The following is a 15,007-nucleotide window of genomic DNA, read 5'->3' as shown; positions in this document are numbered from 1 at the left end:
AACATGTTTATTAAGCTAATACACTAACATTATGAGCGATATGCTAACAGCAGTAAAGCAGTAAAGTATTATTGTTGTGATTGTTTTGATAAAGCCAAAAAAGTTTGCGTAATTGTACCCAATAATTTATTAATAAAAATTATTTACTTATGTTTAAATGCGTTATGGCGCATTAACTACCTTTTGAATTAAATTATGTCTCAGGTTGATCTCACCAATTGCGAAAACGAACCAATCCGGATACCCGGACGTGTTCAAAGCCACGGCTTTCTAATCGCGATAGATAAAAAACTTCAAATTTGCTTTTGCAGCGAAAACGTTGAGGCATTTTTAGGGATAACCGCTAATGTATTGCTTGGTAAAAACGCCGAATCTCTTGACGACTTTGTTGATGAAGGGGAGCAGCTATCTGAAATTGTAAAACAGGTGGTGCAGTTTAATAACCGCGACATAAGTAAAATAGGTAACGCTTACCGTATATTGGTAAAAGGCACCCCGTTGAATGTAATCATCAACCCCACAGAAGAATACTTTTTGCTGGAATTTGAGCCTGAGCTATCAAACCTTGAAGGCGACCTGCAGCAAATGGTTGGCCGTTCACTTTCGGAGATATTAGGTGATAAGCAGCTCGACAAATTGTTGAGTAATACTGCTGAGCAAGTAAAACAAATTATCCATTACGACCGCGTAATGGTGTACAAGTTTCATGATGACGGGCACGGAGAAGTTGTTGCTGAAGCGAAAAACAATGATCTGGGAAGCTGGATGGGACTTCACTACCCGGCGTCTGATATTCCGAAGCAGGCGCGCGATTTGTACAAACAAAATTTAGTACGTCTTATTGCCGATGTACATGCCGAGCCTGCTGCCATACTTACCAATGTTGACGGTAAAACAGGTATATCGCTTGATTTAACACCAAGCGCGTTGCGCGCCGTATCACCAATACACATACAGTACCTTAAAAATATGGGGGTGGCATCAAGCTTCAGCGTATCTATTCTTGATCAGGATAAGCTTTGGGGATTAATAGCCTGTCATAACTATTCGCCGCGCTTTATAAATTTTAATCAGCGCGAGTCGGCCAAACTGGTTGGGCAGGTATTGTCGTCAGCCATCAGTTTCCGCCAGCAGGAAGAAGACCAGCACCGTATGCAACGGTCGCGCGCGGTGGTTGAACAACTTACCCGTAACCTGTTGCGCAATGTACCGGTTGAAGATGCTTTGATAAAACAGGATGCTACTTTAGCTGAGGTGGTAAATTGTTCGGGCGCTGCGTTGTTTTACGAAAACCAGTTTTACACTGTTGGCTCTATACCGGATAATGCTTTTCTTGAAAAATTAATTGTCTGGCTTGACGAACGTGTGGAAGCGAATATTTACACTACCAACAACCTGTCGGGCCAGTTTGAAGAAGCAAAAGACTATGTTAAAAATGCCAGTGGTTTGCTGGCCTGCCGTCTTTCGCGCGAAATGGATGAGTACATGCTGTGGTTCAGGCCGGAAGTTATCACAACGGTAACCTGGGCAGGAAACCCCGATAAACCTGTTGAAGTAGACAGTAAGGGCATGTCGCACATTTCGCCGCGCAACTCATTTGAGGCATGGACACAGGATGTAAAAAACACATCTGAAAGCTGGCGTAAATCAGATGTTGACACTGTTTTATTGCTGCGCGATGAGGTGAACTTCTCGGTTAACCGTAAAGCTACCGAATTGCGTATGCTGAACGAAAAGCTGAGAGAGGCTTATGCGGAACTGGATACGTTTAGTTATACCATTTCTCACGACCTTAAGAACCCGCTTACCGCTATAAAAAGTTATTCGCAACTTATAAGCAGCCGTTTTGAGCTTGAGCCGCAGATGAAAAGCATGATGGACCGTATTGAAGGTAATGTGTTTAAAATGCAGGAGATGATTGACGAGGTGCTGAATTACTCGCGTATTGGGCAGGCAAAGCTAAAAGTAAAGGCCATTAACATGCAGAAATTGCTTGATGAACTTCGCCGCGACCTGCTGGTGGCCCATAGAACCACAAACGTGCAGCTTAAGATAGAAAATACCCCAGAAATACATGGCGACGAAACCATGGTGCTGCAGGTGTTCTCAAACCTGGTGGGCAATGCTGTAAAATACTCGGGCAAGGCCGAACAGCCAACCGTTACTGTAAACGGTGAAGTATTGAATGAGCATACCGTACAATATTCAATAGCCGATAATGGCATTGGCATTGACAAAGCCGACCAAGAGCAGATATTCGAACTTTTCAGCCGCTCACGAAACGCCAACAGCTTTGAAGGATCAGGCGTTGGGCTGGCCATTGTAAAGCGTATAATCGAAAAGCACCACGGCCGTGTTTGGGTTGACAGCGAAGCTGGCAAGGGGGCTACCTTCCACGTTGCGTTCCGTAGGTACCCGGCTACGGATAATATGAATTAGGCTGATAAACTCTTATCGCAAATTATAGTAACTTCTTCTTTTTCCACGATTGTCATTTCGACGAGGTACGAGGAGAAATCTTCTCCCGAATGCATCCTACTATACAAGATTTTCTTTAATTCAGCCCGCACCTGCCCCAAGTTCGTATGAAATAAAATATCTGAATAAACATAGCCCGATAGAATAAAGCAAATTAATGCGTATAAACATACAGCGAGCCAAAATACCCTGTACATCACCTTCTCCATACCGTTTTACAAACCTTAAAAATATTTGCTAAAGGCAGATTTTCACTACATCTTTGCTTCCTTACACAATTACGCATGGCAGACGAAAAGATAATATTTTCAATGGCCGGGGTTAACAAAATCTATCCCCCGCAAAAGCAGGTTCTTAAAAATATATACCTCTCATTTTTTTATGGTGCCAAAATTGGCGTTATCGGTTTAAACGGCTCCGGTAAGTCGTCACTATTAAAAATAATCGCGGGTATCGATAAATCGTACCAGGGCGAGGTGGTGTTCTCACCAGGTTATACTGTTGGTATTTTAAGTCAGGAACCTGAGCTTGACCCTGAAAAAACCGTGCGTGAAGTGGTTGAAGAGGGCGTTGCCGCTATAACTGCTATTCTAAAAGAATACGAAGAGATAAACGAGAAGTTCGGACTGGAAGAATACTACAGCGACGCGGACGCCATGGATAAACTGATGACACGCCAAGGAGAGCTTCAGGATAAAATTGACGCTGTTAATGCGTGGGAGCTTGACACTAAGCTTGAGCGCGCTATGGACGCCCTTCGCTGCCCTGAACCTGACACCAAAATAGCTGTACTGTCGGGTGGTGAGCGCCGCCGTGTGGCTTTGTGCCGCCTGTTGCTGCAGGAGCCTGACGTGTTGCTGCTTGACGAGCCTACCAACCACCTAGACGCCGAGTCGATAGACTGGCTGGAGCAGCACCTTAAACAATACAAAGGCACCGTTATAGCCGTTACGCACGACCGCTATTTCCTTGACAATGTTGCGGGCTGGATACTGGAGCTCGACCGCGGTGAGGGTATTCCTTGGAAAGGAAACTATTCATCATGGCTTGATCAAAAAGCGAAACGCCTTGCCCAGGAAGAAAAAACCGAAAGCAAGCGCCAGAAAACCCTTGAGCGCGAACTGGAGTGGGTACGGATGGCGCCAAAAGCCCGTCATGCCAAATCAAAGGCCCGTTTATCAAATTATGAGAAACTGGCCAGCGAGGAAACCAAAGACCGTGAAGAAAAACTGGAGCTCTTCATTCCTCCGGGACCGCGCTTGGGTAACGTGGTGATAGAAGCCAATAACGTTACAAAAGCTTACGGCGACAGGGTGTTGTTTGAAAACCTGAGTTTTTCGTTACCGCCTGCAGGTATTGTTGGAATCATAGGTCCGAACGGTGCAGGTAAAACAACATTGTTCCGCCTGATAACCGGACAGGAGCAGCCTGACGCCGGTACTTTCCGCGTAGGTGAAACCGTGGCGTTGGGTTATGTAGACCAGATGCATGACGACCTTGACCCGAATAAATCTGTTTGGGAAAACATTACCGGAGGCACCGATAATATTATGGTAGGCAATCGTCCTATCAATTCAAGGGCTTATGTATCGCGCTTTAACTTTAACGGTGCCGATCAGCAAAAAAAGATAAATGTGTTATCGGGTGGCGAGCGTAACCGTGTGCATTTGGCCATTACACTTAAAAAAGGGAGTAACGTACTGCTACTGGATGAGCCTACCAACGATATTGACGTAAATACTTTACGCTCACTTGAGGAAGCGCTGGAAAACTTCGGCGGCTGCGCCGTAATCATCAGCCACGACCGCTGGTTCCTCGACCGTATTTGTACCCACATCCTGGCGTTTGAAGGTGAATCACAAGTGTATTTCTTCGACGGTAACTATACCGAGTATGAAGAAAACCGGAAAAAGCGCCTTGGTGATGTTGGTCCGAAAAGGATCAAGTATAAAAAATTGGGGTAACATCCCATTTATCCGAAAGCGTCATTACGAGGAGGAAACGGCGAAGTAATCTCTGAACTTTTTCTTATCATGCTGAGGTACGAAGCATCTATCAACGAATAGATTCTTCACTACGTTCAGAATGACAAAGTTGATTTAGAGATTGCCACGCTATCGCTCGCAATGACGCTTATTATATACATTTCATAATCCTACGCTTTATTCCTCTTCAAAACAAAGGGATTTTTTATTTGCAAAAATCACTAAAACGTTTTTGCTTTTATCAACAATATCTCTAAATTGCCTTCGCAGTTCTACCGCTGCCTACCAATTAAACAAACCAATTTTCATTACCTAAAATCTGCTTACCGGCCCTCTTATCATATACCGAAAACAAACCAACCAATGAAAACTATTAAATCATTATTACTGCTTACACTGTTAAGCTGCTTTACCTTATCTGTTTCTGCAAAAGAGATCACCCTCAAAGTAAAACCTGAAACTATTGGACTAAAAGGCCAATACACTTGCGACGTTACATTGCACCTGATATTTGGAAACACGTTTCATCTTGGAACGTACGCGTACCCCGACGATTCGTACTATGACCAGCAGTTTAAATACTGGCTTACCGATGTGAACGGCAACCTTATCACAGTTCCGGTGAACAACGCATACATCACGGTTACCATGTACAATATTGATAATAACAGCTACTCATTAAATCTGCCGTTTTATATGGGCTCAACCTATCAATACTGGAACAACCGTAACACAAGTTTTCCTGTGCCTCCATATTATGCCAATTACGACTGGCATAAAACAGCCATAACGCATTTGGTTATAAACAGCATTAATCCAAACACCGTGTATGGTTACTCTGTATGTCCTGAGGAATACTACATAAACGCTTCTTCATACTAAACGTTATTAATTAACCCGGCCGGTAACAAAAAAGCCACCTGTATGGGTGGCTTTTTTGTTTTTTGAATATCTGGTAATTACCAAACTTTCACCAGGTCTTTATCAGCACGGTACATTTTATCGCCGGGCTTAACATTAAAGGCCTTAAAGAAGGCCGGCATGTTTGAAACCGTACCATTCACGCGAAACATTTCAGGCGAGTGCGGATCGGTACTGATGCGTACACGCATGGTTTCGTCACTGTTTTTGATACGCCATACCTGTGCGAACGACAAGAAGAAACGCTGATCAGGCGTAAAGCCGTCAATCTTTTCGTTCCCTTTGCCTTGCCCGGTGTTCTTGAAGGCCTGGTAAGCAATGGCCAAACCGCCAATGTCGGCAAGGTTTTCACCCTGTGTTAGGCTGCCGCTTACATGCAGCCCATCAAGCACAGTAAATTTGTTATACTGATCTATCATTACCTGTACCTTGTTTTTAAACTTAGTAGCGTCGGCTGGAGTCCACCAGTCTTTCAGGTTGCCTTGAGCATCGTACTGACGCCCTTGGTCGTCAAAGCCGTGGGTCATTTCGTGACCTATAACCGCGCCTATAGCACCGTAGTTTATGGCATCGTCGGTATCCTTATCAAAGAAAGGGAACTGCAATATACCTGCCGGGAAAACGATCTCGTTGAACGACGGGTTGTAATAAGCGTTAACAGTAGGCGGCGTCATACCCCATTCGGTTTTATCAACAGGCTTGTTCAGCTTGTCAATCATCTCCTTGTAGTCATGCTTCTCTACCGATTGCAGGTTAGCATAATATGCTGATGGATTGATCTCTACATCATCATATTTTTTCCACTTGTCGGGATAACCGATCTTTTTGGTGAACGAGTTCAGCTTTTCAAGCGCTTTCTTTTTTGTTTCAGGGCTCATCCAGTCAAGCTTTTCAATACGGTCTTTATAAACCGACTGCAGGTTGTTTACCAATTTCAGCATGCGGTCTTTAGCGTCTGAAGTGAAATACTTTTCGGCATACAGCTGACCAAGTAACTCGCCTAAGCCACCATCCACAGTTGACACCATGTCTTTCCAACGCTCTTTTTGCTGTTGCTGTCCATAAAGCTTTTTGCTGAAGAAATCAAAATTAGCGTCCCTGAATTTCTTGCTCAGGTGAGGTGCCGCACGGTTAAGCGCGTTAAACAGTAATTTGTCTTTCCACGCGTCAACAGGCTGGCTTTTAAGCAAGCTGTTAAGCGTTACATAGTATTTGGGCTGACCAACAAGCACAGTATCGGTATTAATATCCATGCGTTTAAAAACATCTTTGAGGTCGATATCCGGCGTTTGTTTTTGGAGATCGGCTACTAAAAACTTGTTATAATTTTTAACCGGGTCGCGCAGCTCAACCGGGGTAGAATGCGATTTGGCTATTTCAGTTTCAATTTTCAGTACATTATCAGCCTTTTTAGCAGCCGCTTCAGGAGTTTCACCTGCGTAAGTAAACAGGGTTGTGATGTATTTTACGTATGCCTTGCGAATATCTGCTTTCGAAGCATCGCTGCTCAGGTAGTAATCGCGCTCGGGCAGGTTAAGGCCGGCCTGATCAAAGTGCGCTACGTTTTTACCGCTGTTACGGTCGTCAGGGCTTACATAGAATCCTAACAAAAAGCCGTTGCCATCTTTATAACCGTCTGCCGAAACCGCAATCACATCTTTGTAGGTTTTTATGCCTTGTATTTTGTTAAGCAAGGGCTTTACAGGCTCATAGCCCAATTTTTCGATAGAGGCTGTATCCATGCCGCTTTTGTACAGGTCGGCTACTTTTTGCGCGGCGCTGCCTTTATCGTTCTCTTCTTTTGACAGACCTTCCAGTATCTGGTGAAGATTTTTCTGGTTATCATCGTAAAGGGTATAAAATGATCCCCAGCCAGTTTCCGAAGGCGGTATCTTTGTTTTTTTCATCCACGTTCCACTGGCGTATAAAAAGAAGTTTTCGCCCGGGCTAACGGTGGTATCCATGCCGGTTTTATCAAAAAATACGGTTCGTGCAGGCGCTTCAGTCAGCGCGCCTTTTTTGTCGTTATTACAGCCCGCAGCACTAACCGCTGCAATGGCCAGTAATGCCCATTTGGTTAATCTCATTTGTCCTAAAATTTGGTTAAATATATGGGTTTATATATCCATCAGAAATATTTGACGCTTAAGGCTGTTAAAATGTTACTTTGGCAAATTGCTTAACTATTGCACACCACCTGATTAAAGCAACTAATGATCCCTAATAATTGCAAATTTTAACTGCGACTGCTCGTGCAATTGCCACTTATGAAACACCAATCGCTTGCGCCATGCCACATAACCTGTTAATATCACACAAATGTTAACAAATAAATAACACCGCGCGACTGTTTTTACAAAATGTTATAGCTTATTTTTACAGACCTGTAAATCAGGTCGATATAAATTAACCTAAAACATTTTATATGACCTGGAGAAAATTTAGCGGCGAAGTAATTCAAACGCCCATCCTGGAAGAGGTTGAACAAGCCATTGCCCGCGAAACACTGTTAGGCAACAAACTGAAAGTATGCATTGGTACCGACTCGCAAGTGAAAGGCGCTGTTACTGATTTTGCTACTGTTATCGTATTCATCCGCGAGCAGCGCGGCGGTTTTATGTTCATTCATCAGGAGCGTACTTCGCAAAAAATGAGCATTAAAGAGCGTATGCTATCAGAAGTGCAAAAGTCGATTGACACGGCTTACAAACTGTGCGACCTGCTCGACCTGTATGATGTTGACCTTGAGGTACACGCCGACATTAATACCAACCCGATGTTCAAAAGCAACCAGGCGTTACACGAGGCCATGGGCTATATCCTGAGTATGGGTTTTGTATTTAAAGCTAAACCGGAAGCGTTCGCCAGCTCATATTGCGCTAATAAAATGGTGCAGTAAGTGTGGTAAATAGTAAGTGGTTTTGACATGTCATGCTGAACTCGTTTCAGCATCCCTCATACATGTCCGAGGGATCCGAAACCAGTTCGGGATGACGTTTGAAGAATTCTTTACGATTAGAGAGATTACAACAAGGCAGTTCAACTACCTACTCTAAACTATTTCGCTTCTCTCCCGTTTAACAAATGTGAAAACATATACGCTGAAATGGGAGCAGAATATACCTATCTCCCTTGATGAGGCATGGGACTTCTTTTCGTCGCCTTTAAATCTTGCTGAAATAACGCCGCCCGGGATGGGTTTCAATATCACGTCCGACTTTACAAAGGATACCAAAATGTACGAGGGGATGCTGATCATGTACAAAATAGCACCGTTGTTTGGTATAAAAATGAACTGGACAACCGAGATTACCCACATTCATCCTGACAAAGAATATTTTGTTGACGAGCAGCGTTTTGGTCCGTATGCCATGTGGCACCACGAGCACCATTTTAAAGTAATTGAAGGGGGGATACGCATGACAGACAGACTTACCTACGCCATACCTTATGGGGCAGTAGGTACCTTAGCCGACAGGCTGCTGGTACGCAGAAAGATCAACCATATTTTCAGCTACCGCGAAAAAGCGATAGAGCAACGTTTCGGCAAGATGTAATTGTTAGCTTACTACTTCGTGAATCACTTCCGCCTCACGCTTTTTGTATTTTATCAGGAAGTTTGAGTGACGGATGCGATGATTAAGCGGCTCTTCGATAAACTTGAACAGCAGTATTGATACGATGTTCAGCACAACAAACGCGATCAATAAGTTAACCTGATCGTTTTGAAAAGGTGATATCCAGTCTTTTTGCCACTTATCGTACAGTTCGAAAGCATAGTCGTTACCGTTGTTCATCCAAGTATGCAGCAGAGTGTACATCCAGCCCAAATGTACCAGGTAAAAAATATACGAACTTTTGCCCAGCAGCTCGACAAAGCTATTGCTGAGTACCTTTTTCATGATAGAGCCCTCGGTAAGCAGGCCGTAAAAAAACAGCGCAATACAGATAGGTAATATATAGTTATTGGTAAAAATACCAACCGGATGCTGCAGGCCTGCAGCCCAACCCGCGGGCACCGGTTGCAACGCCATTATATACACACAAACAAAAATGGCGATGAATCCAAGATAGGTGTAGGGTATTTTGTTGCCACGCTCAAACCCGTTGCGCAGCATATATAACGCCAGTTGTATACCTATAAAAAACTCGAAGCAACGCCCCAAAAAGGTGAACAGCATCACAAAAGTAAAGTTGCCGAAGAAGCCATAAAAGTTAAGATTACGGAAGATAAGCACCAGCAATACCCCCGTTAAGGTAATTACCAATGGCTGCAGCCAGAACTGACGGTACTTCTTCATGATCAGAAACGCAAACGGAGCCGAAAAGTAAAAACACTCCTCAACCGTTAACGACCAGCCTTGCGCTATACCTGTATCCCAGAAATTGTAAAAGAAACCACGCAGGAATGTAATGTTCATTATCAGCATGGCTATGGGATTATTGCCTTTTGTAATAGCCTGATCTCCGGTAAAATAGAAGTAAACAAACGCCGCTATGGTAAGCAGGGCATACATAGGGTATATGCGCGCCACGCGGTTCTTAAGGTATTGTTTAAACCAATCGGTAGTTAAATGAAAGTGATTATAATACCTGTAAGTGATCAAAAATCCTGAAAGCACAAAAAAAATGGTTACCCCAATGTGGAATTCCCCGAAGAAACGTTTCACGGTTTGGGGAAAATTTTCATCAAACACATACGAATAGTGTGAAATGAAAACCAGGTAAGCCGCCAGCGCACGTACGCCTGTAAGCGCCGGTATGTAATTTTGTAAGCGGGATTGAGCCAAAACGGGGGAATTAGTAAGGGTTTATTCAAATAGTTTACAACTAATTGATTTGCAAACACAATACCAAGGTTTTGAGATGTCGAATTTCGAACGTTCGATTTCGAATTTTAAACGAATCTGATACTAAGGCAGATATTGAATTTCGTATGATGGAACATCAAATTTCCATATCATACTAAACATTCAAAATTGAAATTTGAAATTCGATATCAAAAAGCGCTTCCCTGCACTACGCCACGCTCAATTATCCTTTTATCAATAAAATGCTGTATTTCTGATTTCTTTAACTGCCAGTTAGGGGCGATAAGCAACTCGCGGTCGCTTAAGCCAAAGAGGCGTTGCACCACCACATCGGGGCGAACAAGAGGCAACAGTTCACACAGGAAGTCGGCATACTCATTAAGACTGAACAGTTTAAACGGATCACGTTTATACTTTACACCCATAACGCTGCCTTCAACAATGTGCAGATGGTGAAACTTTACAAATTTTATCTGCGGATGGCGGTTTATTTCCTCGGCATAGCGCAGCATCATTTCCTTAGTTTCCCATGGGAATCCAAAGATGGTGTGCACACAGATATCCAGCTTGCTGTTCTCCACCAGTTTCAGGGCGTTAAGCAGGTCTTCATGACTGCAGCCGCGATTTATCTGGTTAAGGGTTTCGTTATAGATGGATTCCATACCCATCTCCAAATCCACGTCGAACCTGTCGGTATAGCTTTCCAGCAGGGCAATCTTTTCGGCATCGATACAGTCAGGACGGGTACCTATGCTTAGGCCGACGATGTTTTCGGTATTGATGCTCAGCGCTTCGTCATATAGCATTTTCAGGTAGTGAGTGGGCGCATAGGTGTTGGTATTGGGCTGAAAGTAGATAATAAATTTATCGGCCTTGTTACCCTTTATAGCGCGCTCCATGCCCTGCTCAACTTGCTCGCGCAAATTAGGGGTGCTGCGGCTAACCGACGGTGTAAACGAATCAACATTGCAATACGTACAGCCGCCATAGCCCTTGCTGCCATCACGGTTGGGGCAGGTAAAGCCGCCGTCAACAATCACCTTGAACACGCGCTGCCCGTTGTATTTCTCCCTCAGCCACGCACCGTAGTTGTTGTAGCCCTTGTATCCCTGCTGTATTACTGCTTGTTCCACAGGCGCAAAGATACGTATTTTATACCGAAGCCATGTTTACACTGTGTCAACCTTAATTGGTAGCTTTATGGCCAAACATGGGCAGGTTTCAAAAATCAGTACTGAACGCCGACGGCATAACCACCGCGAACTTGGCTACTACTCAATGCCCGGTTTTATACCCGGTTCATCACTGATAAAATGCTCACCATCAACCCGCATGGCACGCACTGGCTCGACCCAGCGCAGGCCGTGAAGAACCGCAGCTTAGCCGGTAATTTGCAAGCAAGGGTGTGAGTTTGATCGATTTGGAAAATGTTATACTAAGCCCAATGCAGTAAAGGCCATGCATCAGGCTCCTCTCGAGAGCAGAGCCCTTACTACGCCGAATCTGGTGCCAAAATTATGACGCTGTTGACGGGTGTTTACGCTGTTGACGGTGTTTACTCTGTTAACGTCAACACCTACCCACACCCCCACCCTTTTAGCAAATAAGTAAATGTTATACTTTTGATTAATTTTAGCGGTTAACCGATTATACGTTCCGTTACGAGGGGACTGGCTTCATATATGCGTTTATCAACAGTATTTCAATTTATTATAATTGCCGTGCTGCTGCCGGTGGTAGCCTTTGGCGCCCGCATACGCAGTATTGGCGTGCCGTACGTGCAAAATTACCCTAAAACGGTGTACCAGGCGGGCAACCAAAACTGGGCCGAAACCCGCGATGGCAACGGCATAATGTACTTCGCCAATTCGGAAGGGTTGCTTAGTTACGATGGACATAACTGGCAGCTGTACCGCCTGCCAAACGGCCTCATCGTACGCGCCGTAGCCGCCGATGGTAAGGGCAAAATTTACACAGGCGCTTTCGGAGAGATCGGGTACTGGTCGGCCGGGAAAGACGGCGTGTTCAGGTACACCTCGCTGGTGAAGCTCATCCCCAAAAAGTTTCCGCTTAAAGAAGAAATCTGGAAGATACATATTGATGAAGACAGGATACTGTTCCAGTCGTTCGGCACTATTTACATTTACCGTAACGGTCGCATCAGCGTGGTTAATCCGCCGCTGCCGTTTCAACCTTACCTGTTTTTGTTCAAGGCGGGCAACCGCTATCTGGTTGAGCGGCTAAACGAGGGTTTGTACGAGTTGCAAAACGACAAACTGGCCTTCATTTCCGGCAGTAACGTGCTTAAAAGCGGCATCCTGTCGATACTGCCGTTTGGCGGCAACCGGTACCTTATAGCTACCTCAAAAAACGGACTGTTTATTTACGATGGCGCCAGTGTTACCCCATGGGCAACCCAAGCCGACGACTTTATAAAGCGCTACCAAATAAACAACGGCGTGGCCATACCGGGCAACTACTTTGCCTTCGGCACCATCCTTAACGGTATTATCATTATTGACGGGGCAGGCAACGTGGTGCAGCACATCAACAAGTCGAGCGGGTTGCAAAACAATACCGTTTTAAGCCTTTACCTTGATAAAGAGCAAAACCTTTGGGCAGGTCTCGATAACGGTATTGACAGGATTGAGATCATCTCGCCGCTATATTTTTATTTCGACAAAAGCGGGCAGTTCGGTACGGTGTACTCCAGCATCATCCATAACAACAAGATCTATCTGGGCACCAATCAGGGCCTTTTTTACAGCGATTGGATAGCGCAGAATAACAGGCCGTTCCAGTCGTTCAACTTTAAGTTTGTGGCAGGCAGCCAGGGGCAGGTGTGGGATTTAAGCCTGCTTGATGGCAAGCTGCTATGCGGTCATAATGAAGGAACTTACCAGGTAGAAGGGGATAAGATCAGCAAAATATCGTCAGAAAACGGGGGCTGGAGTATCCGCAAGCTGAACGATAATCAACTGGTGCAGGGTACTTACACCGGCTTGGCCGTGTACCGTAAAGATGCAGGAGGCAACTGGGTGTTTGATTATAAGGTGAAAAATTTTTCGGCGCCGTCGCGCTATGTAGAGAAAGACAACAAGGGCCAGCTGTGGGTAAGCCATGCATACAAAGGTGTCTACAAGATACGGCTTAATGCGGACGGAAGGACGGCCGCATCGGTAAAATATTACGACGACAAGAATGGTTTGCCGGGCGGTTATAATGTTAACGTGTTTAACCTGAACAACCAGATACTTTTTTCGAGCAACGCGGGCTTTTACATATACGATGAGATTTCCGACAAGTTTTTCAGGTACAATCAGCTGAACAACATGCTGGGCTCGTTTCGTACAGCTAACAAGATTATATCAGCAAATTGGCAAAAATACTGGTTTATCGATCATGGCCGTGTTGCCTTGGCCGATCTCTCAGTTAACGGCCGGTTAAAGCTTGACTCAACCAGCTTTCGTGTACTAAGCGGGCGTATGGTTAAGTATTACGAGAGCATCAGCCGCATCAGCAACAACCTGTTTTTAATTAGTATTGATGATGGCTTTGCAATCTATAACGATGACGGCAAGGGGCTGACAGGCAATACGCCCCTTCCCGCAGTATTGATACGTAAAATTGAGCGCTTTGGAGATAAAATAAGAACAGTTAAGCGACGGAACGACATACAGCTTCCTTATAAAGAGAACAACCTGAGGGTAAATTTCTCGCTGCCTTACTACCGCCAGGCGCGGGTTGAGTTTCAGTATTACCTGAAGGGATATTCGGATAAATGGTCGGAGTGGACAACGCAAACGCAAAAGGAGTTTACCAGTCTTAGTCAGGGTGATTACCAGCTGCAGGTTCGCGCCCGGGTGAACGAGCAGGTATCAGACATAACAACGCTCAGTTTCAGTGTAAAGCCACCATGGTACTTGAGGCGAATTGCCTTTGTTGGTTACCTGATACTGGTGGTGATTATTTATTATGCTGCAAAACGATATTATCAGTTTAAGATACGAAAGCACCAGCAGCGTTTGCAGAAGAAGCTTCAGGCGGAGAAAGAGGAGTTCGTGAAAAAAGAAGCAGCGGCTCAGGAGCAACGCATGGTTAAGCTGAAATATGAGCAGTTACAGAATGATCTTGACCGTAAAAGCCGTGAGTTGGCAAATTCGGCTATGAATATTGTTTATAAGAATGAATTGCTGCAGCGTATACACGATGAGATAACCGAACTAAAAGATGCCGGTGGTAAAAAGCTTCCGCCCGAACAATTACGAAAAATACAAAAGGTAATTGACGATGGGATGAATGACGAACGTGACTGGGTATTGTTCGAGAATAGCTTTAATGAAACTCATGAGAACTTCTTCAAAAAGCTAAAAGCGCAGCATCCGGACCTTGTTCCTAACGACCTTAAACTATGCGCCTACTTGCGCATGAACATGAACAGTAAAGAAATGGCATCGTTGTTAAACATCTCTTTAAGAGGCATCGAAATCCGGCGTTATAGGCTTCGAAAAAAGCTCGGATTAGAGCACGATCAGAACCTCGTTGAGTTTCTTATGGCTCTTTAGTACTACATCAACACCTCTCATAAATCGATTTTCTTAACATGAAAGTCGTATGTGTCAAACTTACATTTGAGTAGGTTACTTTAATTATTAAAAATTTGATTTTCAACCGTTTAAATAACTTTAAATTTTAATTTGAGCAATTAATTTAAGGTTGATGTAGTAATGTGAAGTTACAAAATTGCTGCTTTTCAACCTCTCTTTCTCACCTTTGGAGTGCAGCACACAATTATTAGTACACCTAACTTAA

10 protein-coding genes are annotated in these 15,007 nt (G+C 44.3%); 7 read left to right on the top strand and 3 right to left on the bottom strand.

From position 1 onward, the window contains the following. The first annotated feature begins 195 nt into the window (after positions 1 to 195). From EOD41_RS16220 to EOD41_RS16210, 3 genes are all read left to right on the top strand, one after another. Positions 196 to 2,439: an ATP-binding protein gene (locus tag EOD41_RS16220; protein ID WP_127706838.1), complete on the top strand. Its 2,244-nt coding sequence runs from the start codon at positions 196 to 198 to the stop codon at positions 2,437 to 2,439. A gap of 323 nt (positions 2,440 to 2,762) precedes the next feature. After that, on the top strand, positions 2,763 to 4,442 hold the full coding sequence (gene ettA / locus EOD41_RS16215) for an energy-dependent translational throttle protein EttA (protein ID WP_127706836.1): 1,680 nt from the start codon (positions 2,763 to 2,765) through the stop codon (positions 4,440 to 4,442). Between the two features lie 384 nt (positions 4,443 to 4,826). After that, positions 4,827 to 5,345 (top strand): hypothetical protein, encoded by a 519-nt coding sequence (locus EOD41_RS16210; protein WP_127706834.1) that lies wholly within the window; start codon positions 4,827 to 4,829, stop codon positions 5,343 to 5,345. Positions 5,346 to 5,422: 77 nt separating this feature from the next. Here EOD41_RS16210 and EOD41_RS16205 read toward each other — a convergent pair whose 3' ends face one another. Continuing rightward, on the bottom strand, positions 5,423 to 7,471 hold the full coding sequence (locus EOD41_RS16205) for a M13 family metallopeptidase (RefSeq protein WP_127706832.1): 2,049 nt from the start codon (positions 7,469 to 7,471) through the stop codon (positions 5,423 to 5,425). Between the two features lie 338 nt (positions 7,472 to 7,809). Between EOD41_RS16205 and EOD41_RS16200 the strand changes: the two genes are divergently transcribed. Continuing rightward, positions 7,810 to 8,283 carry a ribonuclease H-like YkuK family protein gene (locus EOD41_RS16200; RefSeq protein WP_127706830.1) on the top strand — a complete coding sequence of 158 codons (474 nt, stop codon included), beginning with the start codon at positions 7,810 to 7,812 and terminating at the stop codon, positions 8,281 to 8,283. Between the two features lie 187 nt (positions 8,284 to 8,470). Next, positions 8,471 to 8,941, top strand: coding sequence for an SRPBCC family protein (locus EOD41_RS16195; RefSeq protein WP_127706828.1), 471 nt, complete (start codon positions 8,471 to 8,473; stop codon positions 8,939 to 8,941). Between the two features lie 3 nt (positions 8,942 to 8,944). On the opposite strand, the gene EOD41_RS16190 is transcribed toward EOD41_RS16195, so the two are convergent. Next, complete coding sequence (locus EOD41_RS16190; protein WP_127706826.1) at positions 8,945 to 10,174, bottom strand: acyltransferase family protein; 1,230 nt, start codon at positions 10,172 to 10,174, stop codon at positions 8,945 to 8,947. 209 nt (positions 10,175 to 10,383) lie between these two features. Next, positions 10,384 to 11,328 carry a TIGR01212 family radical SAM protein gene (locus EOD41_RS16185; RefSeq protein WP_205780576.1) on the bottom strand — a complete coding sequence of 315 codons (945 nt, stop codon included), beginning with the start codon at positions 11,326 to 11,328 and terminating at the stop codon, positions 10,384 to 10,386. 43 nt (positions 11,329 to 11,371) lie between these two features. Between EOD41_RS16185 and EOD41_RS16180 the strand changes: the two genes are divergently transcribed. Both EOD41_RS16180 and EOD41_RS16175 read left to right on the top strand, forming a co-directional pair. Beyond that, positions 11,372 to 11,563, top strand: a complete 192-nt coding sequence (locus EOD41_RS16180) for a hypothetical protein (RefSeq protein WP_127706824.1) — start codon at positions 11,372 to 11,374, stop codon at positions 11,561 to 11,563. 314 nt (positions 11,564 to 11,877) lie between these two features. After that, positions 11,878 to 14,760: a ligand-binding sensor domain-containing protein gene (locus EOD41_RS16175; RefSeq protein ID WP_127706822.1), complete on the top strand. Its 2,883-nt coding sequence runs from the start codon at positions 11,878 to 11,880 to the stop codon at positions 14,758 to 14,760. Positions 14,761 to 15,007 lie beyond the last annotated feature (247 nt).

Origin of the sequence: Mucilaginibacter limnophilus (assembly GCF_004005815.1) — a bacterium.
Taxonomy (GTDB): domain Bacteria; phylum Bacteroidota; class Bacteroidia; order Sphingobacteriales; family Sphingobacteriaceae; genus Mucilaginibacter; species Mucilaginibacter limnophilus.
This window is presented reverse-complemented; position numbering and strand designations above follow the sequence as displayed.

What these genes read in the sequence shown, in the direction of transcription:
- EOD41_RS16220 (WP_127706838.1), top strand. Translation starts at nt 196, where the DNA reads ATGTCTCAGGTTGATCTCACCAATTGCGAAAACGAACCAATCCGGATA.
- ettA (WP_127706836.1), top strand. Translation starts at nt 2,763, where the DNA reads ATGGCAGACGAAAAGATAATATTTTCAATGGCCGGGGTTAACAAAATC.
- EOD41_RS16210 (WP_127706834.1), top strand. Translation starts at nt 4,827, where the DNA reads ATGAAAACTATTAAATCATTATTACTGCTTACACTGTTAAGCTGCTTT.
- EOD41_RS16205 (WP_127706832.1), bottom strand. Translation starts at nt 7,471, where the DNA reads ATGAGATTAACCAAATGGGCATTACTGGCCATTGCAGCGGTTAGTGCT.
- EOD41_RS16200 (WP_127706830.1), top strand. Translation starts at nt 7,810, where the DNA reads ATGACCTGGAGAAAATTTAGCGGCGAAGTAATTCAAACGCCCATCCTG.
- EOD41_RS16175 (WP_127706822.1), top strand. Translation starts at nt 11,878, where the DNA reads ATGCGTTTATCAACAGTATTTCAATTTATTATAATTGCCGTGCTGCTG.